The organism is Sorangium sp. So ce302, from assembly GCF_051530145.1.
GTDB classification, from domain to species: domain Bacteria; phylum Myxococcota_A; class Polyangia; order Polyangiales; family Polyangiaceae; genus Sorangium; species Sorangium cellulosum_B.
On record NZ_CP150326.1, the window covers coordinates 10098241 to 10121519 of the forward strand.

A 23279-nucleotide genomic window follows, 5' to 3' on the forward strand; every position below is an offset into this window, starting at 1 on the left:
TCGCATGACCTCACTATTCCCGGTCCGCACCGAAGTGATCATGGGAGCGGATCAAAAGTTATGAATCAGTCCGAGGGTCGCCATCCGGGAGATCACGCGCGTCTGGCCGACCGCTTCCTCTGGAGACGTGATAGTGAAACACCGGCGTACGAGCGGCGCCCTGATGCCCTCTTCGACCTCGAGAAACTGCCCGATTGGCGCGCGGACGCCGAGTTCGCTGCGGAACAGCGACGCGCGCGGGCCGCTGCAGGGGCCGCCAAGCGCGTCATTGCGACGCGGCGCGGCGGCGCGATCGGAGCCATAAAAACGCTCTCCTCGGCCGCCCCGTCGAGCTCGAGCGCCGCGGAATGGAGAGTACGCGTGGACCACGACACCGCACGAGGCGCCGTCGACGGTCGGGGGATGTCCCTCGCCGTGCCCGTCGATCACGCCGCAACGCGGCGTTGACGTCGAGCCCTGCGCGCGCCAGCGGCGCGCGGGCGATTCAACCTTCCTCTAGATAGAGCTCCATCCGCGCGAGTTCTCAAACTAAAAAGTGCGCCCGCGAGATACAACCATGCTGGATAGCGCCAATGGGAACGGAGCATCTGTCGCCGGGCTCGAGCGGCCGATCGACAGCAGTTAAGGAGCGCTCGACGAGAGCTCGCTCGGCCGCGAGAGGCCGGCGCTTCTTGCGCGGGCGCACGGGTCTCACGAATCCAGTAGGTCCCCAAATGTGCAACCATGGCATTCCAAACCTCGTGTCATTCGTGGGCAACGCGCCGCATCACCCAACGTGAGGACCATCACGCCAATCGGGTCATCTGCGGTCGGGGCGGTCACTTCTGGCTCGGAAAGCCGGGTTTGCTCGCGACGTCGTCGACGCGGTTCATGGGAGGGCGCGGCCTCCCCTTCCTCCGCGGCCTTCGCGAGAGCGGGCGCGCGGCCCCGCTCGACCAGGCGTTGGGTCGATGATGTGCGGGTGTCGACCGGGCGCGTCGAGGCGCTCGTCGAGGAGATTCGCCCGGCGGCCGCTGAGAACGCGGGGGCTACCGCGGATGAAGACTCGGTGTCGTCGTCGTGGAGTCGTGGGCTTTTGGACTTGAACACTCGCTCTCCAGGCTTCAGCAGGTTGGCGCTTGCCCGAGAGGCGGTGTGACGCTAGCGTGAGCCCTCGGAAGCCAGCTTCCCTGCCCCGCGCCCTCTGCACAACGATGCAATCGAAGTCCTTGGTCGTCATCGGGGCTGTCACTCTTGCCCTCCCTCTCGCATGCTCGGCGAGCCCCCCCGATGATGGGGCGGGCAACGGCGGGAGCGGACCCGGCAGCGGCGGGGATACTGCCAGCGGCGGCTCGTCGGGGAGCGGTGGAGTCCTCCTGCCAGTCGGCGGAGCCGCGAGCAGCGGAGGCGGGGGCGGCGGCGAGGCGGGAGCTGGCTCGAGCGGCTCGGAGGCGGGCGGGGGCGGCATGGGCGGGGACCCTGGCGAGGGCCTTCATTTCGTGCCGGAAGGCTTGTCCAGCACCGACATGGACGAGGAAGGGGCTGGGCTCAAGCTGGTTGCCTTCACCCTGGTGCAGGGGGCGACGGGCCCGGAGCTCTACGCCGCGGTCAGAAATGACGGGGAGACCCCGTCCTGCGACGCCGGCCTGATGTTTTACTTCATCGACAAGGCCGAACAGCTCGTGACAACCTGGGGCGGCAGCTTGCTCAGCGGTCGGCTCTATCGGCTGGACGACGGCTCTGGCGTGATGATCCCCTGCATCGGCCCGGGCGAGATCGCGATGACGGGCTCAGCGGATCTCCCAGGTGACCTCGTGATCGAGGAGCTCGGGTATCTGAAACACAGGTTTCCGGCCTTCACCGTGGGCGTGGTCCCTGTCGATGCCGTCAACGTCAGCGAGGTGAAGACCGTCGGCAGAGGCGCCGGGAGCGCCTACATGGGCACGCTCGAGAACCGACTCGATGTGGCAGTGAGCGATCCCAAGATAACGGTCTTCCCGGTGAATCGAGTCGGACGACCGCTCGGCATGGCGACGAGCAGCGCGGCCGCCGACATTCCGCCCGGCGGGATCTGGACCTTCGAGACGACTACCGTGGACGATGTCGGCGTTGGTCACGTCGCCTATCCGACGGTTTCGGTTCCTCCGTGAAGCGGGGTGCAGGTTCGTGTGGTACGGATTCGGCCAGGGGCAGGCGAATGAGGCGCAGGAAGGTACGCCGCAGCGAGCCGAACGGCGCGGATGAGCCCGTAGCGCGGGCCGCGCCCGATCGCAGAGAGGCGCGACATGCCCTGTGGCCTTTGACTCCGCCGCGATGCTGCCCCCGCCTCCCGCGCGTCCGCGCGCTCGCCTACAGTTCACCACGAGCGCGCCGATCCTACCCCCGGCCCGAAGCGACCCAGTGAGCCCCATCCTCTCCCTCTGCGACGGCTACCAGCTCGACCTCTCCGACTACGCGCGCACCGGGCTGCGGGTCGGCATCTGGGCCTCCTCCGGCCGGGGCAAGAGCTTCGGCGTCGGGGTCCTCTGCGAGGAGCTGCTCGCCGCCGGCATCCCTGTCGTCGCGATCGATCCCGAGGGGGAGCTCTACACGCTGCGCGAGCGGTTCCGCGTCCTCGTCCTCGGGGGCGCCCACGCGGACCTGCCGCTGCCCTCCGGCGAGCGCGCGGCGGAGATCGCGCTCGCGAGGGTGCTCGACGAAGGGCTCGGCCTCATCGTCGATCTGTCGGATCAGCCGACGAGCCGCTCCCAGCAAGAGGCCGCGCTCCCGTTCCTCGAGCGGCTCTGGGTCCTCCTCTCGGAGCGCCGCGCCCCGGCGGCCGTCGTGATCGAGGAGGTGCACATCTTCGCGCCTCAATCGGGCGCGTCGCTCACCTCGGACATCTTGCACCGGTTCGCGAAGCAGGGCCGCAAGCGCGGCGTCCTCCTCGTCGTCGCCAGCCAGCGCACGCAGGCGGTCTCGAAGGAGCTCATGAGCCAGCTCAACTTCCCCGCCATCGGCGGCTTCGAGATCGAGCGCGACTACGACGCGGTGAGGGCGCTCGTCGACGGGCACACGTTCGAGGAGTTCCGCGCGCTCCCGGCCGGCGAGTTCTTCCTGCCCGCCGCCGGGGGATTCGAGCGCTGGCGCGCCCGCCACACCGCCCACGGCGGCGAGGCGCCGAGCTGGACCGGTGAGCCCGGCGGCGTGCCGCGCGTCGCGGACGCCACGCTGAGCACGCTCCTCGACGAGCTGCGCGAGGCGCTCGCGGCCGAGAGCGCGAGCCAGCAAGGCCCGGATCCGAGCGCCGCGCTGCGGGCCGAGATCCGCCGGCTCCAGCAGCAGCTCGCCCGGGCCGACGAGGCGCGCAGAGCCGCCGAGGCCGAGGCCGGGCAGCTGCGCACCGCGCTTCAGGTGGCCGGCGTCGTCAAGGTGGTTATCCAGAGCGAGATCGTGGCGCGCGTTGGCCATGGCGAGGTCGCGCAGGCGCCGGCGGCTGCCGCTCCGCGCGCCCCCGCGGCTCCCGCGCTCGGCGCGCCCATGGACCGCGTCGCTGGGGCGCCCGCGCTCGCGCCCGCCGCGGCATCGGGCGGCGCGGCCGTGAAGATCATCACGAAACCGGCCTCTCCGTCGCTCCGGGATCTCGCGATGCCGGCCACCACGATGCTCGAGGTGCGCGGCGTCAAGCAGATGGTGAGCGCCGCGAGGAGCCACGCGCGGCGCCGATCCCCCCGGTCCGTGGCGCACGTCGCGCTGGCCGCGAAGCTGCTCGCCCGCGGCGCGGCGCTGACCGCGGAGGAGCTCGCCGCCCGCGGCGGCTCACGCAGCCAGGTCGAGATCCGGCGCGCCGCGCACGCGCTCACCGCGCTCGCCCGCGCGGGCTTCGCCTCGCTCCAGGGCGGCCGTCACGCGCTCAACGAGGCGGCCGTGCTCCGCGCGATCCAGAGCGGCTGACGAGAGGCGGCTCCGAGCCGAGCCCTGGCGGGGGCGCCCAGACGCTCGAGGCGCGCAGGCGCCGCCCGAGCTGCGCTAGCAGTAGGAAACGAAGATCAGGCGGATCGTCGCCAGCGTCCCGAGCACGAACAGCCCTGCATAGAAGATCGTCCGTTTGCGCCGCAGCTGCTCGGCGCTGAGCCCGGTAGACGCGGGCTCCTCACCAGGCGCCGCCTCCCCGCCGGCGTGCACCGCCGGCGCCGCGATCGGCTCGCTAACTGCCGGCGGCCTGCTCTCTCCAGCCGGCCTGCCCGCGACGGGCGGCGTGCTCGCTCCGGATGGCCTGCCCGCGACGGGCGGCGTGCTCGCTCCGGACGGCCTGCCCGCGACGGGCGGCCTGCTCGCCCCGGATGGCCTGCCCGCGACGGGCGGCGTGCTCGCCGTGGAAGCGACGCCGTTCGCAGCCTGGACCGCGGCCAGCCCTCGCTGGAGCTCCCCCTCCGGCGTGGTCGACATCGCGTGCAGGCGCGGGCGCTGCGGAACATCGTCCGGGCCGTCGAAATCGAGGTACTGCACCGAGAGCGAGCCCGTCGCGGCGCCGAGAGGGAGCGGGGCGTCGCTGCGGCCCGCCGCAGGAACGCCGTGCCGTCCATCGGGCGACGACGGGCGGACCGACCTACGGTCAGCGGACGTGGTCGCGGCCGCCGGCGCCTTTCGCCCGAGGCCCGGCGAGCTCTGTCTCGGCGCGCTCTCCGGAGGGAGCGACGGTGAGGCGCGGTGACCGGCGCCGCTCAGCGAGCCCGTCCTCGCGATGCAGGCCTCGACGTGCTCCTTCAGCTCGCTCCGGGCCTCTTCCTCGGCGCCGTGGCCCATGTCGCGGAGCACTTGCTCCAGATCGCCGGCCAGCCTGCCCGCGCTGGCGGTCCGCTTCTCGATGGAGAACTCGGTCGCCGCGTCGAGCGCAGCCGAGAGCCGCGCGCTCAGGTCGGGCAGGAGCTCGCGCGTGCGAGGGATCGGCAGCGACGCGACGCCCATGATCAGCTGTCTCTGCGTCTCGGCCTTGCGCACGCGGCTGCCGAGCAGCGCCTCCAGGAGCGTGATCCCCAGGGAGAACACGTCCGCGCGCCCGTCGAACGGCTCCCCGCGCGCCTGCTCCGGAGGCATGTACGGGAGCTTCCCCTTGAACACGCTGCTCTCGGACTGCTCGTCCGCGAGGCCCGGTATCCGCGCGACGCCGAAGTCGGTCAGGCAGACGCGGCCGTCCCGCCCGATCAGGATGTTGGACGGCGAGACGTCGCGGTGGACGACCGCGTAGCTCTGCCCTTCGTCCTCGCACAGGCTGTGCACCGCCTCGAGCGCCCTCGCCATCTCCCGGCCGATGTAGGCCACGGCGCGCGGCGAGAACGCGCCCACCTTCCTGAGCACGCGATCGAGGGCAGGGCCGTCGATGTAGTCGAGCGCGAGGTACACGGAGCCCTCGAATTCCCCGAACTCGACCAGCCGGACGACGTTCGGGTGATCGAGCCGCGCGATCACCAGGGCCTCGGCGAAGAACGACTCCCTCGCGCTCTCGCCGAGCCCTGGCCTCGGGACCAGCCGCTTCAGCGCGACGTGGCGCCGGAGGTCGGGAGGCCCCTCCTCGGCGAGCCACACCTCCCCCATCCCGCCCTTGCCCAGCATCCGGATGAGCCGGTACTTGCCGGCGAACAGCTCCGGCGGCGGATCGGACTCGGCGTTCTTGCGACGCGGGCGGGAGGCGGGCATCTCGTGGTGTGCAGCGCTCGATCTCGACTCCGTCGAGGCTAGCCCTCCTGCTCGGGGTGGAGAGGGTGCAAGCAAGGCATGCCCGATCCTACCGCTGCCCGCGCGCCGCAGGAATCACCGCGTCGATGCCCGGCGCAGATCCAGCCTGCATGGACTGGGGCCCGCCTCACCGAGAGGGCGCCGCTCACGCCTCGCTCACTCCTGCGTGTGCTCCTCGCGGATCGGCTCCCGCATGGTCGTCGCCGGGAACCACTCGAAGAAGCGGTGGATGAGCTGGCGCCGCTCGGGCTCGATGTACTCGAACACGGCGCCCCGGTCGTTGATCTCCCAGAACTCGTTGCTCGTCACGGCCAGGAGCTCCGCGCGGATGGAGCGCAGCCTGTCGGGCCGCTCGTCGCGCATGTCGCGGTAGATCTTCCGCGCGAGCGCCTCCTCACCCTTCTGCAGGTAGTACGTGGCGAGCTTGACCTGCGCCTTGCGGACGCCGCGGAGCGACGGCTCCTGCTGATCGAGCTCCGCTTCCTTGTCCACCTCGAGGAAGAGCTGGAGCAGCTCGTCCCGGGCAGGTGCGTGCAGGTCGTACGCGCGCTCGTTGACCACGCAGAGATCGAACGCGACGGTCTCGGTGAGGAACGCGAGCCCCATCGCGTGCGCCGTCTGCGCGTAGTACTTGAAATGACGCGCGATCTCGAGGACCTGATCCCCCCACCCCGCCTTGAGCAGCTCCTCCGCGAGGTAGCGGTACTGGTTCAGGTTGTTGTAGGCCGCGGCGATGTCCTTCGCGTTGAGCGACCTGCGCATGTAGGTGTTGAAGAACTTCACGACGACCGCGACGGCCGCCCGGTCTCCTGCGGCGATGGCGGTCTGCCCGATGTAGCGCGTGTCGATGGCGATGCGCGTGATGAGGTCGGGCATCGCCGTGAGCGCCTCGCGATAGACCATCAAGAACTGGCGGAGCGCCTTGTACTCGAGCCAGGTCCGCGCGGTCGACAGCTTGCCGAGCGCCTCGGCGTTCATGCTCACGAAGTCGGTGTCCTTCGCGAGGCGATCGCGGATCTGGAACCAGCGCGGATCCAGCGTCGCCTTGTGGGGCAGGTACGCGACGACGAGCTCCGACAGCGAGTCGATCGTCTTCGACGCGATCCCCTTGTCCTTCTGGTCGATCGCGTTGAGCGCCACGTCGGCGAGCTGCTCCAGCGACGAGAGCGCCGTCACCCGCCGCTCGTCGACCTCGGCCTCACCCTCTCCGCCCGCGGGGCGCAGCGCCTGCTCGACGCCGCTCGTCTTGATCCGCCGGACCACGTTGTCGGGCTCGACGAAGTCGAACACGTACCCGAAGTAGGGCGCCATCATGAGCAGGCTCGCGGTGAGCAGCCCCATCGTGACGAGGACGCCGTAGACGGGGACGAAGACGTCCTCGGTCGGGGCGCCCCCGCCGACGCGGATCGAGAAGTTGACCCACAGCGAGAACACCGCGCTGACGACGAAGAAGCCCATCACGAGCATGTTCGTCCGGTCGCGGAAGAACATCTCGGTGATCCGCGGCGTGTAACGGTTCGCGGCGAGCTGCACGATGATGGACGCGACCGTGATGACGATGCCGAGGATGGCGGCGATGACCTCGCCGATGCCGCCCATGATGTGCTCGGCGTCGCTCGGCGACATGCGCGCAAACACCTCCCAGAGCGAGAGGTGCGCGTTCTCGTGTCGCGCGACGTCGAGCAGGTGGACGACGGCGAGGGTCGCGACGCTGACGCCCAGGAGATACGACATCGGCCGCAGCCAGATGCGGGCCATGGTCGCGCCCCTGCGACGCTGTCGTTCGGCGTCGTCTGCGGTCCGATCGGGTCTCATCAGGTGACCGCCGCTCGGTCGACCTGCTTGCCGACCCGCCTGCCCTCCCGCTCCACGCTGCCCCCCACGCACCTGCTCCACGCGTCCGCCACGCCAGGCGGCAGCCCGGCTATTTCTTCTCCGGGGGGCTGTCGAGATCTTCCGCGAGGTAGCTGAGGATCACCTCGTCGAGCGATTTCTCGCTGATCAGGTCCTCACCGAAGATCGAGGCGCCCTCCGCCGGCCGGTTCGTCGCGAAGATGCTGGCCGGGCGCGAGGCCGCGTAGCGGCCGGAGCCAGGGCCGCCCGAGAAATGCTCGACCGCGACCTGGGGCGCGGGCGGCGCGACGGGCTGCTCGGGGTGGACATTGCTGTAGACCCCGGCGCCGGAGGCCGCGGACTCCGCCCGCCGCCCGATCACCGACGCTGGCGGCGGCGGGAGGTCCTGGATCTGCTGAAAGAACGGCGTCTGTGCCTCGGCTGCGGCGCGCTCCAGCGCGTCGAGATCGAGATCGATGGACGGTTGTTCGGGCTTAATCTCGGCGGGCGACGCCGGGCGTACGGCCCTGCCGGCGAGCGGGCTGGCCGCGCGCCCGCCGCCGAGCGCCTGGAGCGCGACGGGATCGAGCTCTAGCCGGGGGCGCCCGCCGGCCGAAGCGGGCGCCGGCTCGGCCGCCGGGGCGCGCGGCGCCGTGGCGAGGGGCGCGGCCGCTGGCCTTGCGGGCGGCGCGGCGGGCCTGGGCGCCGGCGTCGGCGCGGCTGCCGGCTTCGGGCGCGGCGACGCATCGGGCACGACGGGCGGCATGACGGGCGGCGTGAGGGGCCGGGACGGCGGGGGCGGCTTCGGCGCGCCCGTCACCTCGGGCGACGACGGCGACGACGCCCGCGCGGGCTTGCTCGCCTCCGGATGCGACGGGGCGGGGGCGGCGCCTGCGGACACGGCGCCTGCTGACACGGGCGGGGCGGCGGTGTCGTCGAAGAGGTAGTCGAAATGACCGTCGCGCAGGGCGATGAACATCGCCTTGTGCTGCTCCTTCATGAGGCCGCGGACCGTCTCCGCGAGCGAGGCCTGACCGACGTGCTCCGCGTACGAGGTCTTCGTGGTCTTGAGGATGCGCCCGCCGTCGGCGAAGAGGTGCGTGATGATGTGAGGATGGCGAATGCCCGAGTCCTCAGTCTGTATGTGGAACAACCGCCCCTTGTGCCGGACGTTGTTGTTGAAGCCGAGCAAGGGCGACGGGGCTTTCACGACAGGCAATCCGAGGGTGGGGAGGTGAGGAGATCGCGCCAGCGGGGAGCGCTCGCCACGGCCGAGACTATCACAGCGCGGCGCGCCCGGAACGATTCGCAGCGCGCCGGCGTCCCTTCACGTTCCTCCGCCGTTCTTCTGCCGTCCTCCGCCCGTCCTCCGCCCGTCCTCCGCCCGTCCTCCGCCCGTCCTCCGCCCGTCCTCCGCCGCTCCTTCACCGTCTCCTCGGTAGGGGAGCATGTCGGGGCTGGTCCTCCGCGGACCGCGCGCTGGTCGCGTCAGGGCAGACAGCGCTCCAGGTCGTCCGCAGTTCCCGCCTGGAGGGCGCACGCCACCTCCGCCTGCGTGAGGTCGGCCTCGCAGCGGACGAAGCCGCGCTCCCCGGCGGTCGCGCGCGCCATCGCGGTCCTCTCGGCCACCTGGGAGGCAGCGGGCTCGGGGTTGGCCGCGCGCAGGACGAGCTCGACGTACCGATCGAGGAGCGCGGCGCACGCCTCGGCGGACGGGCGTGGAGCGGCGCGGCGGAGCGCGGCGCGCCCCACAAGGATACCGAGCACCAGCAGGACGATCGCCAGGGTTGCCAGGACGTCGGCGCGGGTCGCGGGGCGCGTCACTCCAGACACTTATCGACCTGCTCCGGGGTCGTTGCCTGCCGGACGCACACCATCGCAGCATCGGTGATGCGGCGCCCGACGCACCTGTCGATGAGCTCCTTGCCGCGGGCGTCCCGCACCGCCGCCGTGCGCTCCTCGACGATCTTCGGGTCGACGACGTTCTGCGCCCGGAGCTCGATCTCGGCGCTCCTCCGGAAGATGGCCTCGCACTCGTCGCGGCTGGCCGGGTGCCCGCACCCGGCCAGAAGCGGCAGGCCGGCGAGCAAGGCCAAGCATGGCGCGAGCCTGAGGACCCGACCCAGATTGAGGACCCGACCCAGGTTGAGGACCCGACCCAGGTTGAGGACCCGACCCAGGTTGAGGACCCGACCCAGGTTGAGGACCCGACCCAGGTTGCCGGAGACCGTGGAGACGGAATACCGCCTCCTTTGAAGGGAAGTTGAGCCAGGACGGCGACGCATGGCCGCGACGATGGCGCCACGCTCGGTGGGGCGCAACAAGGTCCAGCCGAAGCCGACAGCCCGTACTGGCGAACGGCCAACCCCAGCCGGCACACCGCCGTCGTCCACGACCGGCCACCTGCCAGCCATGTGGCCCGAGTCAAGATGGAAACGTCGCGTATTGCTGGAACGCGTGTGCAGGTCTGTTAGAATTGCTTTCTGTGCGCAAGGCGAGCGAGCACGGTGACAGCGTGGGCGGCGCTCGATCCGTCCGTACGGGCCCCGGGGGTACGCGGCGACGCACGAAAGCGACGGCGCAGTCCGTTGCGGGCAGCGGGAATGACGCTGGCCCCAATGCTCCACGAGAGAAACGGCCGAGCAAGGCGCCGCGACGGCGCGCGCCCGCGGCGGCGCTGACAGCGGAGGAGATGTTGCGGCGCGCGCTGGGCGCGGCGACCCCGCGATCGCGCGCGATCTGGGCGCGGCGGGGCCTGTCGCTCCGGGGGCCGCTCGACAGGACGACGCAGGCCATGCTGCTGCGGCAGCTCTACCTCGCGTATTTCGAGACACGCCGCTTCGAGCGGGCAGCCGAGGTGGCGGAGCAGGTCCTGGCGCTCGGCGTGCTGAGCGACGTCGCCCACCAGGACGCGGCGCGCGCGAAGCAGGCCCTCGGGGACATCGATGGGGCCGTCGGGCACCTCCGGCTGGCGGCGCGCACGGGGCCGGCGAGCCGGAGGGCGTTCCACTGGTGGACGCTGGGCAGCGTGTATCACCTGGCGCGCCGGTACGACGAGGCGATCGGCGCGCTCACACGAGCGGCGCGCTGGGGCACGCGGGACAAGCCGCTCTACCAGGGGCACCTCGCCGTCGTGCAGTGCGAGAGCGGCAAGCCGGTGGAGGGGCTCGGCGCGCTGATCGATCGGCTCTCGGAGGTGCCGGCAGGCCAGGGTTACGGCCGGTTCGTGCTCGGGCAGATGGCCTACTTCGACCATCGCTGGGACGAGGCCAAGAAATACCTGGAAGCCTTCGTCCAGCGGAGCACCTCGGGGAGGGCCGCGGTCGCGATCGCGCTCGGCGCGGAGATCGATGCGGCGCGCCGGACGCTCGCGTCCCTCGCGGAACGCTGATGCCGGCCTGAACGGACGGCGGCCCGCCGCACGACCCCGATCGCTTTGCTATAGAACCTTGGTGATGACCGCTTCGACTCGTTTCAAGGCAAGCGCCGGCGCCGCGCCGGCGGGTGTCCGACGCGGCGCGCGCGGCGCGCTCGGACGCGCGCTCCCGGCGCTGGCCGCGCTCGCCACGCTCGCGTCCCCGGCGCTCGCGCTGGCCGATGATCCGCGCGATCTCTTCACCCGCGGTCTGGAGGCTGGCCCGCTCTTCGCCGCGCTCGCCGCGCTCGGGGGCGGGCTGCTCACGTGCCTCACCCCCTGCGTGTACCCGATGATCGCCATCACGGTGAGCATCTTCGGGGCGCGGGAGGCGAAGTCCCGGCGCGAGGCGATGCTGCTCTCGACGAGCTTCGTGCTCGGGATCGTCGTGCTCTTCACGACGATGCTCGTGGCCGCGGCGCTCACGGGCAGCCTGTTCGGCGGCGTGCTCTCGAACAGGTGGGTCATCGTCGGCATCGCGGCGGTGTTCATCGCGCTCTCGCTGTCCATGTTCGGCGCGTTCGAGATGACGCTGCCGGACACCCTGATGCAGCGGCTCTCGCAGGTCGGGGGCATCGGCTACGGCGGCGCCTTCCTGCTCGGTCTGGTGAGCGGCCTCGTCGCTGCGCCGTGCACCGGGCCTGTCCTCACGGGCATCATTCTCTGGATCGGGAAGACCCAGAACGTCGGCCTCGGCGCGCTGGTCGGCGCCACCTTCTCCCTCGGGCTCGGCCTGCCGTTCTGGCTCGTCGGCGCCTTCGCGTTCGCGCTGCCGAAGGGCGGCAAGTGGATGCTGGGGGTGAAGTCGTTCTTCGGGATCGTGATGATGGTCGTCGCGCTCTATTTCCTGAAGACGACCTTCCCGGCGCTGTCGTCGCTCGCGCAGCCCACGCCGCAGTTCATGGCCGTCATGGCGGGCCTCGTCGCGGTCGGCCTCGCGCTCGGCGCGGTGCACCTCTCCTGGGACGACGGAGGCGCCGGCGTGAAGGCCCGCAAGGGGGCCGGGATCGCGCTCACGGTGGCCAGCAGCTTCCTGCTCGTCGCGAGCCTGGATCTGCCAAAGCTCGCCTCGCCCGTCCCGTCGGCGGTGGCCGGCGAGGCCGTGTCGCCGCAGCTCACGTGGCTGCACGAGGAGCCGGTGGCCGTCTCCAAGGCGAAGGCGGAAGGGCGCCCGCTGCTCGTGGACTTCACCGCGGAGTGGTGCGGCGCCTGCAAGCAGCTCGCGAAGGAGACCTTCTCGGATCCCCGTGTCATGGCCAAGGCGGCGCACTTCGTCGCGGTGAAGGTCGACGCCACGGACGACGAGGATCCGCAGATCGACGCGGTGAAGGGCAAGTACAAGGTCGTCGGCCTGCCCACGGTGGTGCTGTACGACTCCACCGGCGCCGAGCGGAAGCGGTTCAACGACTTCGTCGGCCCGGACGTGTTCCTGGCCGCGCTCGAAGGCATCCAGTAGCGCGCTGCGCCTGGCAGCAGCGCGCCGCACACGCCGTCGGCATGGCTCAGGAGGACCGAACGCCGCGAGGAGGGAGCGATGGGCGCCGCGCCCATCGCCGCCAGGCCGCCACGAACATCCGCAGCTTCCTGCTCGCCGCCCTCGCGCTCTGCGCCCTGCTCGTCGCAGGCTGCGGTGCTGCGGGGCCCACCACCGGGACCGTGGTGATCGGGGTGACGAGCGAGCTCCGCGCGGGCGCCGACATCGACCTGCTGCGCGTCGTCCTGCGGGCCGGCGGAGACGTGGTCCACGAGGACGCGCTGGCGCAGAAGAACGGGCAGCTGTTCTTCCCGCGGGAGTTCTTCTTCAGCGATCTCGAGGATGGCACGGCCGTGGAGATCTCCCTGGAGGCGTTCGGAGCGGAGGACGCCGAGGGTCCGCTGCTCACCCGGACCGCGTCGACCCGGGTGATCGGCGGCCGCACGCTGCTGCTGCGGGTGCGCCTCGAGCGGGAGTGCGTCGTCGCGCCCGGGGCGGCCACTTGCCCGGCGCCGCAGACCTGCGTGGCCGGCGGCTGCAGCGCCCCCGACGTGGATCCCCGGCAGCTCGAGCCCTACAGCACCTCGTGGAACGCGGGCGCGGAGCCGGACGTCTGCAAGCCGGCCGCCGGGGGCGAGCCGGTCGTCATCGTCGGGGAGGGGCAGGCCGACTACTTCCCGCTCGATGACCTCGACGAGGTCCAGGTGGAGGCTGGACCTCAAGGCGGCTACCACATCTTCGTCGCCATCCGTCTCAAGAACCTGCGCCGTTCCGGCTCGCTCACCGTGGTGAACGGCATCGTGCCCGAGCTCGGCTATGCGATCGAGCCGCTCGAGGTCATCTTCACCCTGGATCCCGACGAAGGCGGCTTCTGCAAGCTCGCCGGGCTGCGGTTCCGGCTGGATGGCGAGCGGAAGATCGAGGAGCTGCTCGGGAAGGTCGTGGAGGTCGAGGTGACGGTGGCCGATCCCGACGGAGACGCCGGTACCGGCAGGCGCGCGGTGACGCTCTCGCAGACCATCCTGTAGCCCTGCAGCGCGCGGGCGCCCTGCGCAGGCGGAGGCGCGCGGGCTCACTCGCGCGCAGCGCGCCACCGCGTCATCCAGCCGCCGGTGAGCAGGTCGAGGGACGCCTCCGCTTCGAGCGCCGCGAGCGTCGCGGCGCGGTGCTCCTCGGGGCTCTGGCCCGGATCGGCCGCGAGCGCGACGGCGCGCTGCCACGCGAAGAGCAGCTCGAGGACGCGCGCCGTGAGCTTCGTTTGCAGCTCGGCGCGCTCGCGGCGGAGGCGCTCCAGCGCGATCTCCTCGTCGGCGAAGACGATCCGGTCGAGCCGCCACGTCGCGCGCGCCTCGAGCCACAGGCTCGTGCCGCCGGACGCCGTCCTTCGCGCCGGATCGTACTCCGTGGGGGCCAGGCTCTCCGCTTCATCGACGAGCCGAGAGACGCGGAGCCGGAGCTCCGGGAAGAGCGATGACGTCCGCGCGCGCGACGCGATCGCGTCGATGCGCGCCTCGGGATCGAGGAGGCGGGATCGCCGCAGCGCCGCCTCGACGATCGCGCGGGCCATCGCCGGCGTGACCCGGACCGGCAGCGGGAGCGGCGGCTCGGCCTCGGCTGGCTGCGCGGGCGGAGGCGGCTCCGGGAGCTCGATCTCCGGCGCCGCGCGTGGCGGGCTCGGGGTCGCCGGGGCAGGCTTCAGCCGAGGCGCAGCAGGTTCGGCGACGGCGGGCGGTGGAGACGGCGCGCCAGGGCGGGCGGATAGCCGCTCGAGGGGGATGCTCGCGAGCAGCATGCCGGTGAGGGAGCGCTCGCCCCCTTCGAGCCGAGCGATCCCGAGCTCCACCGCGAGCCAGAGCGGCTGCGCGCTGCCCGGGGACGCAGCCCAGAGCTCGTGGGGCGCGGTGTCGAGGCGGTCCACCCGCGGGTCGAGCGCCGTGGGCTCGTCGTCGAGGGGGAGCTCGGCGCGCGCCTGCCGGGTGAACAGGGCGCAGGCGAGCGCGCCGAGGAGGAAGAGAGCGGAGCTTGCGATGGATCGGTGGTTCGGGTGCACGCGAGGTGGGTCGACCGCCGCGCGTCGCGAGTTGCGTGCGACGGGTCAACCAGGTCGCTCAGCGGCTCCGGGAAGGCGGGCGCGCCCGGGTGGCGAAGCTCCGCCAGAGCTCCGCTCCACCGCCAAGGGATCGGACCCGATCGGCGCCAAGGCGCGGCCCGCCGCCCGGGGAGATGCCCCGCTCCGCGCTCGTGCGCCGGAGCGCCTCGCTGGCGTGAGGTCCCGCGCTCCCGCCGCCTCCTCGGAGCAGCTCGCTCGAACCGCCGCGGGTCGCCGCGACCGCCTGCGCGATCGCCTCCGGCGTCGGCGCCGTTCCTGACGGGAAGCGGGCTGGTCCCTCGCTCGCCGCGCCGCGGGTCGCCGCGACCGCCTGCGCGATCGCCTCCGGCGTCGGCGCCGTTCCCGAGGAGAAGCGCCACGGCGCCTGGTCGGGCAACGCGAGCGTCGGCTCCGCGACGAGCGTCGCGCTGCGCCCAGCCGCGACCGCCTCGAGGCCGTGAGGCGCGGCCGCTCGGACAGCCTCGGCGGCCACGTCGCCGATCGCGGCCGGCGCAGCAGGCGCCACGTCGCTGCTCGTGACGACCGCCGCCGCAGCCGCCTCGACATCTGCGTCACCGCTGGCGACCGGCGCGCTCGACGCCGGAAGAGCCGTGGTCACCGAGCCTCCGCTCGCGCCGACCACGACGACAGGCTCGCCGTGCTCTCCCCTGGCACCGAGAATCGACGGTGACGCCGTCCCCGCGGCGATCAGCGCCGATGCCGCATCGCCGACGCCGCCCTCGAGGTGCCGCTCGGCGACGTTCATCGCCGCAGTGGGGCTGCCCGGCGGGATCTCGCTCGTCGGTTCCGGCGCAGAGACCGGAGGCTCCTCCGAGGTCTCGCCCGCCAGCGCTGACGCAGAGGCCGGAGGCTCCTCCGAGGTCTCGCCCGTCAGCGCTGGCGCAGAGGCCGGTGGCTCCTCCGAGGACGATCTCGGCGAAGCCGGCAACGCGCGTGGCACAGCGACCTCGAGGCCGACCGCGAAAGGCTCGAACACCTCGCCGGCGAGCCAGCCCGTGCACATACGGAGGTTCGCGCCGGACGGGATGTCGCGCACGAACATGTCCCCGAAGAGCGCGTCGATGGCGAGATCCCGCTGCTCGACCACGGGCCGCTCCCAGCTCGGGAGCACCGCGACGACGCGGATCGCGAGCTGCCCTTCCGGGCGACGCGCCCGCGCTCGCGCGAGCGTCCTGGGACGCACTTCCCAGTAGAGGTAGATCGTCTCGTGATCGACCGCGATGCCGACGATCTCGTCGACGTCATACCGCGCCGGGAGCTCCGCCCGCTCGTCGCGCAAGGCCGCCGCAAGACCCAGCACCCCCCCTGCGGCGACGGGCGACGCCGTCGCTCCGGCACCTGCAGGCGAAGGATCTCGCGGGGGCTGCACCGGAAGGCCGCCAGGCGCTCCGGCAACGGGCCCGGGCTCCCCCCGGTGCTCGCTCGCGATGGCGGCCCCGCGTGGCTCGGTCGCGCCATCGTCTCGCGCGAACGGAGCAGGGGAAGCCTCCGCGGCGGCGCTCTCCGCATCCTCCGCGTCCGCGTCCGCGTCCGCGTCCTCCGCGTCCTCCGCATCCGCGTCCCGCGCTTCCACGCCTGCCCCCTGCCCGCGTGCCGCGCTCTCGATCAGCCTCTCCCGGAGCCGCCGCGCGTCCTCGTCCTCCGGCGCTCGCGCGAGGATCTCGTCGAGCATCGCGATGGCGCGGTCCGTGTGCCCCTGGGACGCATAGATCTCGGCGAGCGTCGTGGTGGACCGCGGCGGCGGCGGCGTTGGCGGCGGCCGCTGCTCCGGCGGCGCCTCGCCGCGCAGCGCGCGCGCGGTCTCCGGCATGTGCAGGCCCCGCTCGACCACGCGCGAGAGCAGATCGCGCGCCCGCCCGAGGAAGCCGCGGAGGCGGGCCCGCTCCGGCTCGCTCTGCGCGGTGCGCGCCACGATCTCGTCGATGAGCTCGACCTTCGTGAGCAGGCGCGGCCGGGGCACCCCGAGCCCCTCGGCGCGCGCTATCAGCTCCTCCCGCGTCAGCCCGTCGAGCTCCCGGCGCTCCATCGCCGCCGACGCTACCACATCCGACGCTCGCTCACCCTCGCCGGAGCGCTCAGCGAAACGCTCCCTCCGCCGCCGGATCCGCGCTGATCGACGCGAGCCGCGCGCGCGCCGCCTCGGCGTCTCGCGCGATCTGCGCCTTGAGCTCCGGCAGCCCGGAGAACCGCCGCTCCTCGCGCAGCCGGGCGATCAGGTGCACGCGCAGCGCCGCGCCGTAGAGATCCTCGTCGACGTCGAAGAGGTGCACCTCGAGGTTCGGGCGCGCCTGCCTCGACGCCTCGACCGTCGGGCGGACGCCCAGGTTGGCCACGCCGCGCGCGAGCGCGATCGCGCGGCCCGACGAGGTCACCCGATCGACGAGCGTCGCGTACACGCCGAACGGCGGGAGCGCCTCCTCGATCTCGTCGATGTTGCAGGTGGGGAAGCCGATCGTCCTGCCCCGCCTCGCCCCCTGCGCGACGACGCCGGACAGCATGTGCGGGCGCGACAGCATCCGCTCGGCCGACTCGAGATCCCCGCGCGCGAGGGCCGCTCGGACGCGGGTGCTCGACCACGCCCCCTCGGCGTCGCCGACGAGCGGGTGCGATCGCGTCTCGAAGCCGAGATCCTCGCCGAGGCGCCCGAGCGTCGTGAAGTCGCCGGCGCGCCCGCGGCCGAACCGGAAGTTCGCGCCGACCAGGACGACGCGCGCCGCGAGCCGATCGAGCAGCACGCGCCGCACGAACTCCTCCGGCGTCTGCGCCGCGAACGCCCGGTCGAACGTCACCGCGTCGACCCGGATCGCCGGCTGCACGCGCTGGATGAGCTCGATCTTGCGCGGCAGCGCCGTCAGCGTCGCCGGCGGGGTCCGGCCGAGGACGCTCGCGGGGTGCGGGGCGAACGTGAGCGCCACCGGCTCGAGCCCCCGCCGCTCCGCGTCCAGCGCCGCGTCGGCGAGCAGCGCCTGGTGCCCCAGATGAACGCCGTCGAAATTGCCGATGATCACCAGGCTGCCCCGCGGCCCGGCCGCGGCGCGCCCGCCCTGCCCGGAAGCGGCGGCGGCGAAAGACTCCACGGCCGCTACCTAACCCGAAGCAGCGCCGAACGAAATGCGGGTGGACGCAGGCGAGAACGCAGGTGAGAGCAGCGCCGCCCGTCACGATACGCACGTACAGCCAAGCGATCGCAGTACAGAGTCGCTTGACGTGCCCATGGCCGACTGATAGAGCCGCGCTCCCCGAAATGGGCTGGAGGCGCGCCGTGTTCAAGAGAGTCAGTATCTTCTCCGGCAACGCCAATTTCCCGCTTACCCAGGAAATATGTCAGGTCCTGGAGCAACCGATGGGGAAGTCGCGCGTGTCGCGCTTCTCGGACGGCGAGACGTTCTGCGTCATCCAGGAGAACGTCCGAGGCGTCGACACCTACGTCGTCCAGCCCACCTGCTCGCCGGTCAACGACAGCGTGATGGAGCTCCTGATCATGGTCGACGCGCTCCGCCGCGCCTCGGCCGGCTCCATCACGGCGGTCATCCCCTACTACGGCTATGCCAGGCAGGACCGGAAGGTCGCGCCGCGGACGCCGATCACCTCGAAGCTCGTCGCCGACCTCATCGTCGCCGCCGGGGTGAACCGGATCGTCGCGCTCGACCTGCACGCCGGGCAGATCCAGGGGTTCTTCAACATCCCGTTCGACCACCTGTTCGCGATGCCGGCGCTGCTGGAGCACCACCTCCGCGAGCATTACGGCAAGGACGTGGTCATCGTCTCCCCGGACGCGGGCGGCGTGGAGCGGGCCCGCGCCTACTCGAAGCGCCTCCAGGGCACGCTCGCGATCATCGACAAGCGCCGCGAGCGGGCGAACGAGAGCGAGGTCATGAACATCATCGGCGAGGTGGCCGGCAAGCACTGCCTCATCCTCGACGACCTCATCGACACCGCCGGCACCCTGGTGAACGCGGCCAACGCCCTGATGAAGCAGGGCGCCAAGAGCGTCGCCGCCTGCGCCACCCACCCGGTCCTGTCCGGGCCGGCGGTCGAGCGCATCAAGGATTCGCCTCTCACCGAGGTCGTGGTGACGAACTCGATCCCGCTCTCGGACGAGGCGAGGGCCTCCGGTAAATTCAAGGTCGTCTCGGTGGCGCGGCTGCTCGCCGAGGCGATCCGCCGCATCCATCACTCGGACTCGGTGAGCTCGCTCTTCGTCTGACCGGCCGCGCGCGTTCGGCGGCGGGGCGCACCGGCGACGCAGGTCGCCCGAGCCCCCTCGCCAGAACACACCAAAGAACTCACAAAAGACACAAAACGCGCCCTCCGGCGACGAAGGTTCGACTTCCTCTTCTCCGTTCTGCTATAGCGCCGCACCCTACGCCGGGGTGGAACCGCGCATCGCGGACCCCCGGATCACTTCTGGAGCCGTCGTCATGGACATCATCAAGCTCAACGCCACGAGGCGCGAGGATAGCGGCAAGAGCGCGTCGAGCCGCCTGCGCCGCGCCGGACAGATTCCCGCCATCGCCTACGGGCGCGAGCTCGCGCCGCAGTCGGTCGCCATCTCGCCGAAGGCGCTCCTTCAGGTGCTCGGCTCCGATCACGGCAAGAACTCCGTGGTCGAGCTGGCCATCGAGAACGGCCAGACGCTCACCGTCATGGTGCGCGACTACGACTACCACCCCATCTCGCGGGAGCTCCTCCACGCCGACTTCATCCAGGTGAAGCTCGACCAGCCCGTCGACGTGCAGATCCCCTTCCGCTGCGTGGGCAAGCCGAAGGGCGTGGTCACCGGCGGCGTGCTCCAGCAGATCTTCCGCACGATCCCCGTGCGCTGCCTGCCGGAGAAGATCCCGTCGTTCGTCGAGATCGACGTGACCGAGCTCGACCTGGGCGACTCGTACAAGGCCAGCGGGCTGAAGCTGCCGGAGGGCGTGAAGACGCTCCTCGCGGACGACCAGACGATCGCCGTCGTCAACGCGCCCGAGAAGGCAGGCGCCGAGGAAGAGGCGAAGCCCGCCGCTGGCGCGCCGGCCGCTGGCGCGGCCGCTGCGCCGGCCGCTGGCGCGGCCGCCCCCGCGAAGGGCGCGGCCCCCGCGGCCGACAAGAAGGACAAGAAGTAATCCGGGAGCGGGCCGCCTCGCGCCTCCGCACCGCGAGGCGCGCGCGGCCCGCCCTACCCCGCTCCTCGCCTGCCTCACCTGCCCCATTCCAGGGACTCAGCAGAACCAGCTCGTCATGCTGCTCGTGGTCGGCCTGGGGAACCCCGGCAAGGAATACGCTGCTCACCGGCACAACGTCGGCTTCATGGCCATCGACGCGCTGGCCGACGAGGTCCGGGCGGATCCGTTCCGCGAGAAGTTCTCGGGCGTCCACGCGCGGGCAGAGATCGCCGGACAGCAGGCGATCCTGCTCAAGCCGATGACCTACATGAACGAGTCGGGGCGCAGCGTGCAGCCGGCGATGGCCTTCTTCAAGGTCGCGCCCTCCGAGCTGATCGTGCTCCACGACGAGCTCGACCTGCCGTTCGGCACGGTTCGCCTCAAGGTCGGCGGCGGGCACGCGGGGCACAACGGGCTGCGCTCGATCATCTCGCACGGCGGGACGGGCGACTTCGGGCGCGTTCGCCTCGGGGTAGGACGTCCGCCGGCGGGTTTCCGGGGCGAGGTCGCGGATTACGTCCTGTCGGGGTTCGACGCCGTCGAGCGCGCGAGCCTGCCCGACTGCTTGAAGCAAGCTGTCCAAAGTGTGCTAGAAGTCGCCGCCCGCGGCTTCGATGCCGCGATGAACGTCCGAAACACCCGGCCCAAGCCGGGCAAGAGGCAGAAGGGCGAGGGGGATGGGTCGACGGATCCAGCCCCTGCCGCGAAGGACGGGAAGGGTCCCCTCCCCCCGACGCAGAAGCCCTGATCCTCCACGGGACAGCCTGCCGAGCTCGCCGGTGCGTCGCTCGACAGGCTGTTCCTTTCCTCGCTCCGGGGCACCGCCCCGGGGCCATTGGCCGAGAGGGAAGACTGAATGAGCCGACAGGTAACGGCGCCCGGGCGCGCCAGAGAGTACGAAACGATCTACATCCTGCGACCCGACATCGACGCCGACGGCGCCGAGCGGATCGGGTCGCGCCTCGCCGAGGTCGTCGGCCGCGAGTCGGGCCGGCTGACCAAGGTCGAGACGTGGGGGCGCCGCCGCCTCGCGTACGACATCGCCAAGCACCGCCGCGGCGTTTACGTGTACCTGAAGTACCTCGGGGGCGGGAAGGTCGTCGCCGAGATCGAGCGCAACCTGCGCCTTTCCGACGGCGTGCTGAAGTACCAGACGGTGCTCGTGCGCAACGACGTCGAGGTCCAGGGCGTCACGATCGCCGACGAGGACGTGAAGTTCGAGCGCCTCGAGCTCGCGCCGCTGGAGGACGACCGCGACGATTCGCGCGAGCGCCAGCTCGGCCTGCTCGAGCCGGAGCGCCGCATCGACCGGAGCTCCGAGCAGGCCCCGGCGGGCGATCTCGACGATGCCGAAGAGGCTGAGGCGGAAGGCGCCGCCGACGAGGAGGAGAGCTGAGCTATGAACGGCCGCAACAACGACATGGGCCGCAACGGCGGCGCTGACTACGACGATCGCGACTTCGGGCGCACGCCCGACCTGAACGCGGACGCCCCCGGGCGCCGCCGCACGGGCCGGAAGCGCGTCTGCCGCTACTGCGCGGACAAGGCGCTGGTCATCGACTACAAGGACCCGCAGGCGCTCAAGTACTTCATCTCGGAGCGCGGCAAGGTCGTCCCGCGCCGCATCAGCGGCAATTGCGCGCGCCACCAGCGCAAGGTGACCCTCTCGATCAAGCGCGCGCGCAACATCGCGCTCTTGCCGTTCACCGTCACGGCGTAGGAGGTCGATCATGGCAACCCACATCCATGTGGTCCTCACGGAGGACCTCCACAACGTCGGCAAGAGCGGCGAGCTCGTGAAGGTTCGCCCCGGCTTCGCGCGCAACTACCTCATCCCGCGCGGCCTCGCGGTGGGCGCCACCGCCGAGAACGTGTCCCGCATCGAGCACGAGAAGCGGGTCGCCGAGTCGCGCGCCGCCAAGACGCGCTCCGAGGCGGAGCAGCTCGCGTCCAAGCTCAACCAGGTCAAGATCACGATCAGCCGCCCGGTCGGAGAGGGCGACAAGCTGTACGGCTCGGTCACGGCGCGCGACATCGAAGAGGCGCTCGCCGCGCAGGGCTTCAGCGTCGACCGGCGCCGCATCGAGACCGACACGATCAAGACGCTCGGGGCCCACCCCGTCGTGATCCGCCTCGCCCCGGCCATCACGGCGTCGGTCGAGGTCACGGTCGCCGCCAAGTAGCGCAGCGCCAGGGAGCGCGGCTCGACCCGCGCTCCCGCGCTTCCCCTCCCCTCTCCAGCCGCACCCGCGCGCCTCCTTCGGCCGCGCCCCCTTCGGCCGCGCCCCCTTCGGCCGCGCCCCCGCGTCCCCTTCAGCCGCGCTTCCGCCTCACCCACGCCCGCGCGACGTCGTGCCCCCGCGCCACTGCGCGCAGCATGAGCGCCGCGTCCCCCCACCGCGCTCGCTCCTCCCAGACGAGGCTCGCCAGCATCCCGGCGCAGAAGGCGTCGCCCGCGCCCGTTGGATCGTGCGGACGCACCGGGCGCGGCGCGACGGCGCGCTCGCCCCCGGGGCCGAGCAGGAGCGTCTCCCGCGCGCCATCGGTGACGACCAGCGTCGCCTCGGGGCGGAGGCGCTCGCGGAGCGCGCGCGCCGTCGTCCCCAGCACGTCGAGATCGCCGGCGCTGCACTTCACGAGGTCCGCCTGCCCGAACAGGCGGAAGCAGCCGCGCACGCCTGCGCCGGCGTCGGAAACCGAAGCGGCGCCGGCCTCCGCGCCGGGAACGGACGCGGCGCGCTCGGCGCGCGGCCACATCCGCGGGCGCGCGTTGACGTCGACCGCGACGGCGCACCCTTCGCGGCGAGCGCTCGCGGCCGCCCGCGCGAGCGCGCCGCTCGCCCCGCGCACCGGCGCGATCCCGGTGAAGTGCACGACCCGGGTCTGCCATCGTTCCGGCAGCGCTGCAGCGAGCGCCTGCGCCTCGCTCTCGCCCTGCCTGTACCCGGCGAAGCGCGCCTCGCCGCGCTCGATCGCCACGAGCATGAGGCCTGTGCGCGCCGCGCTCAGCGAGAGCCGTCCCACGTCGATGCCGGCCGCCGCGACCTCGTCCCTCAGCCCGCGCCCCATCGCGTCATCGCCCAGCGCGGCGCACAGCCCCGAGCGTATCCCGAGCCGGACGAGCGCCGTCGCGGTGTTCACCGCCCCGCCCCCCGGCACACGGCGCAGCAATTTCGCTTGCTCGAGCGGAATGCCTTCGGGCGCATAGAGATCCCACAGCGTTTCACCGACGCAGACCACCTCGGCGGGCTCAATCCTTGTATGGCGTGTTTTGTGATCCACAATGGCGGCTCCCCGCGATGGCTCACGCCGAGGCGCGAAGCGTCATCGCAGCTGAGTCAAGCGCGAAAAGAAATGGCGATGAGACCGGGGTTGCTCAATTTCCATACCTCGCCGCCGGCGGCGGCGCCTCGCCACGAGGAGCCTCGGCAGCGACCGCCGAGGAGGCCTCCACGGAAGCGTCCGAGCAAGCCTTCGAGCCTGCCTCCGAGCATGCCTCCGACGATGGAAAAGCGCCCCCTCGACATGGAACCCGCATTGGGATGCCGACCGCACGAACGCTCACTGCAATGCAAACAGAAACCCTTCTCAGGGCTGCCCATG

Annotated in this window: 20 protein-coding genes; 11 read left to right on the forward strand and 9 right to left on the reverse strand. The window is 71.9% G+C overall.

The genetic code is table 11. The annotated features are described in order from the left end of the window. Positions 1-1445 precede the first annotated feature (1445 nt). Together WME73_RS38260 and WME73_RS38265 are read left to right on the forward strand one after the other, a co-directional pair. Entirely contained in the window at positions 1446-2129 is a 684-nt protein-coding gene (locus WME73_RS38260) for an FxLYD domain-containing protein (protein WP_437741222.1), read from the forward strand. 250 nt (positions 2130-2379) lie between these two features. Next, complete coding sequence (locus tag WME73_RS38265) at positions 2380-3912, forward strand: helicase HerA domain-containing protein (protein ID WP_437912790.1); 1533 nt, start codon at positions 2380-2382, stop codon at positions 3910-3912. Between the two features lie 75 nt (positions 3913-3987). On the opposite strand, the gene WME73_RS38270 is transcribed toward WME73_RS38265, so the two are convergent. The 5 genes from WME73_RS38270 to WME73_RS38290 form a co-directional block, all read right to left on the reverse strand. Then, complete coding sequence (locus WME73_RS38270; RefSeq protein ID WP_437912791.1) at positions 3988-5655, reverse strand: serine/threonine protein kinase; 1668 nt, start codon at positions 5653-5655, stop codon at positions 3988-3990. A gap of 195 nt (positions 5656-5850) precedes the next feature. Then, positions 5851-7452: a DUF2254 family protein gene (locus WME73_RS38275; protein ID WP_437741225.1), complete on the reverse strand. Its 1602-nt coding sequence runs from the start codon at positions 7450-7452 to the stop codon at positions 5851-5853. A 166-nt stretch (positions 7453-7618) separates the two neighbouring features. Continuing rightward, complete coding sequence (locus WME73_RS38280; RefSeq protein ID WP_437741226.1) at positions 7619-8737, reverse strand: hypothetical protein; 1119 nt, start codon at positions 8735-8737, stop codon at positions 7619-7621. Between the two features lie 278 nt (positions 8738-9015). Further along, positions 9016-9351, reverse strand: a complete 336-nt coding sequence (locus tag WME73_RS38285; protein WP_437741227.1) for a hypothetical protein — start codon at positions 9349-9351, stop codon at positions 9016-9018. Beyond that, complete coding sequence (locus WME73_RS38290; RefSeq protein WP_437912792.1) at positions 9348-9623, reverse strand: hypothetical protein; 276 nt, start codon at positions 9621-9623, stop codon at positions 9348-9350. Before WME73_RS38290 ends, WME73_RS38285 begins: the two co-directional genes overlap by 4 nt. 596 nt (positions 9624-10219) lie before the next feature. Between WME73_RS38290 and WME73_RS38295 the strand changes: the two genes are divergently transcribed. The 3 genes from WME73_RS38295 to WME73_RS38305 all read left to right on the forward strand — a co-directional run bounded on the left by WME73_RS38295 (position 10220) and on the right by WME73_RS38305 (position 13444). Beyond that, entirely contained in the window at positions 10220-10918 is a 699-nt protein-coding gene (locus WME73_RS38295) for a tetratricopeptide repeat protein (protein WP_437912793.1), read from the forward strand. 64 nt (positions 10919-10982) lie between these two features. Beyond that, positions 10983-12398, forward strand: a complete 1416-nt coding sequence (locus WME73_RS38300) for a protein-disulfide reductase DsbD family protein (RefSeq protein WP_437852506.1) — start codon at positions 10983-10985, stop codon at positions 12396-12398. Between the two features lie 41 nt (positions 12399-12439). Further along, positions 12440-13444, forward strand: coding sequence for a hypothetical protein (locus tag WME73_RS38305; protein ID WP_437912794.1), 1005 nt, complete (start codon positions 12440-12442; stop codon positions 13442-13444). Positions 13445-13488: 44 nt separating this feature from the next. On the opposite strand, the gene WME73_RS38310 is transcribed toward WME73_RS38305, so the two are convergent. The 3 genes from WME73_RS38310 to ribF are packed head-to-tail and all read right to left on the reverse strand — an operon-like array spanning position 13489 to position 17603. Then, complete coding sequence (locus WME73_RS38310) at positions 13489-14466, reverse strand: hypothetical protein (protein ID WP_437912795.1); 978 nt, start codon at positions 14464-14466, stop codon at positions 13489-13491. A 58-nt stretch (positions 14467-14524) separates the two neighbouring features. Beyond that, complete coding sequence (locus WME73_RS38315) at positions 14525-16552, reverse strand: tetratricopeptide repeat protein (RefSeq protein ID WP_437912797.1); 2028 nt, start codon at positions 16550-16552, stop codon at positions 14525-14527. Between the two features lie 49 nt (positions 16553-16601). Next, a complete protein-coding gene (ribF, locus tag WME73_RS38320) occupies positions 16602-17603 on the reverse strand; it encodes a riboflavin biosynthesis protein RibF (RefSeq protein WP_437741234.1) in 1002 nt (333 codons plus the stop codon). Between the two features lie 167 nt (positions 17604-17770). Here ribF and WME73_RS38325 point away from each other — a divergent pair, with 167 nt between their 5' ends. The 6 genes from WME73_RS38325 to rplI all read left to right on the forward strand — a co-directional run bounded on the left by WME73_RS38325 (position 17771) and on the right by rplI (position 21859). Continuing rightward, positions 17771-18733: a ribose-phosphate pyrophosphokinase gene (locus tag WME73_RS38325; protein WP_437741235.1), complete on the forward strand. Its 963-nt coding sequence runs from the start codon at positions 17771-17773 to the stop codon at positions 18731-18733. Positions 18734-18947: 214 nt separating this feature from the next. Then, on the forward strand, positions 18948-19637 hold the full coding sequence (locus tag WME73_RS38330) for a 50S ribosomal protein L25/general stress protein Ctc (RefSeq protein ID WP_437741236.1): 690 nt from the start codon (positions 18948-18950) through the stop codon (positions 19635-19637). A 115-nt stretch (positions 19638-19752) separates the two neighbouring features. Further along, complete coding sequence (pth, locus tag WME73_RS38335; RefSeq protein WP_437912798.1) at positions 19753-20424, forward strand: aminoacyl-tRNA hydrolase; 672 nt, start codon at positions 19753-19755, stop codon at positions 20422-20424. Between the two features lie 108 nt (positions 20425-20532). Next, on the forward strand, positions 20533-21072 hold the full coding sequence (gene rpsF, locus WME73_RS38340; RefSeq protein ID WP_437741238.1) for a 30S ribosomal protein S6: 540 nt from the start codon (positions 20533-20535) through the stop codon (positions 21070-21072). 3 nt (positions 21073-21075) lie between these two features. After that, positions 21076-21396, forward strand: coding sequence for a 30S ribosomal protein S18 (rpsR, locus tag WME73_RS38345; protein WP_012239546.1), 321 nt, complete (start codon positions 21076-21078; stop codon positions 21394-21396). A gap of 10 nt (positions 21397-21406) precedes the next feature. Next, on the forward strand, positions 21407-21859 hold the full coding sequence (gene rplI, locus WME73_RS38350) for a 50S ribosomal protein L9 (RefSeq protein ID WP_437912799.1): 453 nt from the start codon (positions 21407-21409) through the stop codon (positions 21857-21859). Positions 21860-21989: 130 nt separating this feature from the next. On the opposite strand, the gene WME73_RS38355 is transcribed toward rplI, so the two are convergent. Continuing rightward, positions 21990-22916: a PfkB family carbohydrate kinase gene (locus tag WME73_RS38355; RefSeq protein ID WP_437912800.1), complete on the reverse strand. Its 927-nt coding sequence runs from the start codon at positions 22914-22916 to the stop codon at positions 21990-21992. Positions 22917-23279: the final 363 nt, after the last annotated feature.

Bases quoted from the DNA above. Each gene is read 5' to 3' on its own strand.
- WME73_RS38325 (WP_437741235.1), top strand. From the start codon at position 17,771: ATGGGCTGGAGGCGCGCCGTGTTCAAGAGAGTCAGTATCTTCTCCGGC.
- WME73_RS38300 (WP_437852506.1), top strand. From the start codon at position 10,983: ATGACCGCTTCGACTCGTTTCAAGGCAAGCGCCGGCGCCGCGCCGGCG.
- WME73_RS38330 (WP_437741236.1), top strand. From the start codon at position 18,948: ATGGACATCATCAAGCTCAACGCCACGAGGCGCGAGGATAGCGGCAAG.
- rpsR (WP_012239546.1), top strand. From the start codon at position 21,076: ATGAACGGCCGCAACAACGACATGGGCCGCAACGGCGGCGCTGACTAC.
- WME73_RS38295 (WP_437912793.1), top strand. From the start codon at position 10,220: ATGTTGCGGCGCGCGCTGGGCGCGGCGACCCCGCGATCGCGCGCGATC.
- WME73_RS38260 (WP_437741222.1), top strand. From the start codon at position 1,446: ATGGGCGGGGACCCTGGCGAGGGCCTTCATTTCGTGCCGGAAGGCTTG.
- rpsF (WP_437741238.1), top strand. From the start codon at position 20,533: ATGAGCCGACAGGTAACGGCGCCCGGGCGCGCCAGAGAGTACGAAACG.
- WME73_RS38275 (WP_437741225.1), bottom strand. From the start codon at position 7,452: ATGGCCCGCATCTGGCTGCGGCCGATGTCGTATCTCCTGGGCGTCAGC.
- WME73_RS38315 (WP_437912797.1), bottom strand. From the start codon at position 16,552: ATGGAGCGCCGGGAGCTCGACGGGCTGACGCGGGAGGAGCTGATAGCG.
- WME73_RS38270 (WP_437912791.1), bottom strand. From the start codon at position 5,655: ATGCCCGCCTCCCGCCCGCGTCGCAAGAACGCCGAGTCCGATCCGCCG.
- pth (WP_437912798.1), top strand. From the start codon at position 19,753: ATGCTGCTCGTGGTCGGCCTGGGGAACCCCGGCAAGGAATACGCTGCT.
- rplI (WP_437912799.1), top strand. From the start codon at position 21,407: ATGGCAACCCACATCCATGTGGTCCTCACGGAGGACCTCCACAACGTC.
- WME73_RS38305 (WP_437912794.1), top strand. From the start codon at position 12,440: ATGGCTCAGGAGGACCGAACGCCGCGAGGAGGGAGCGATGGGCGCCGC.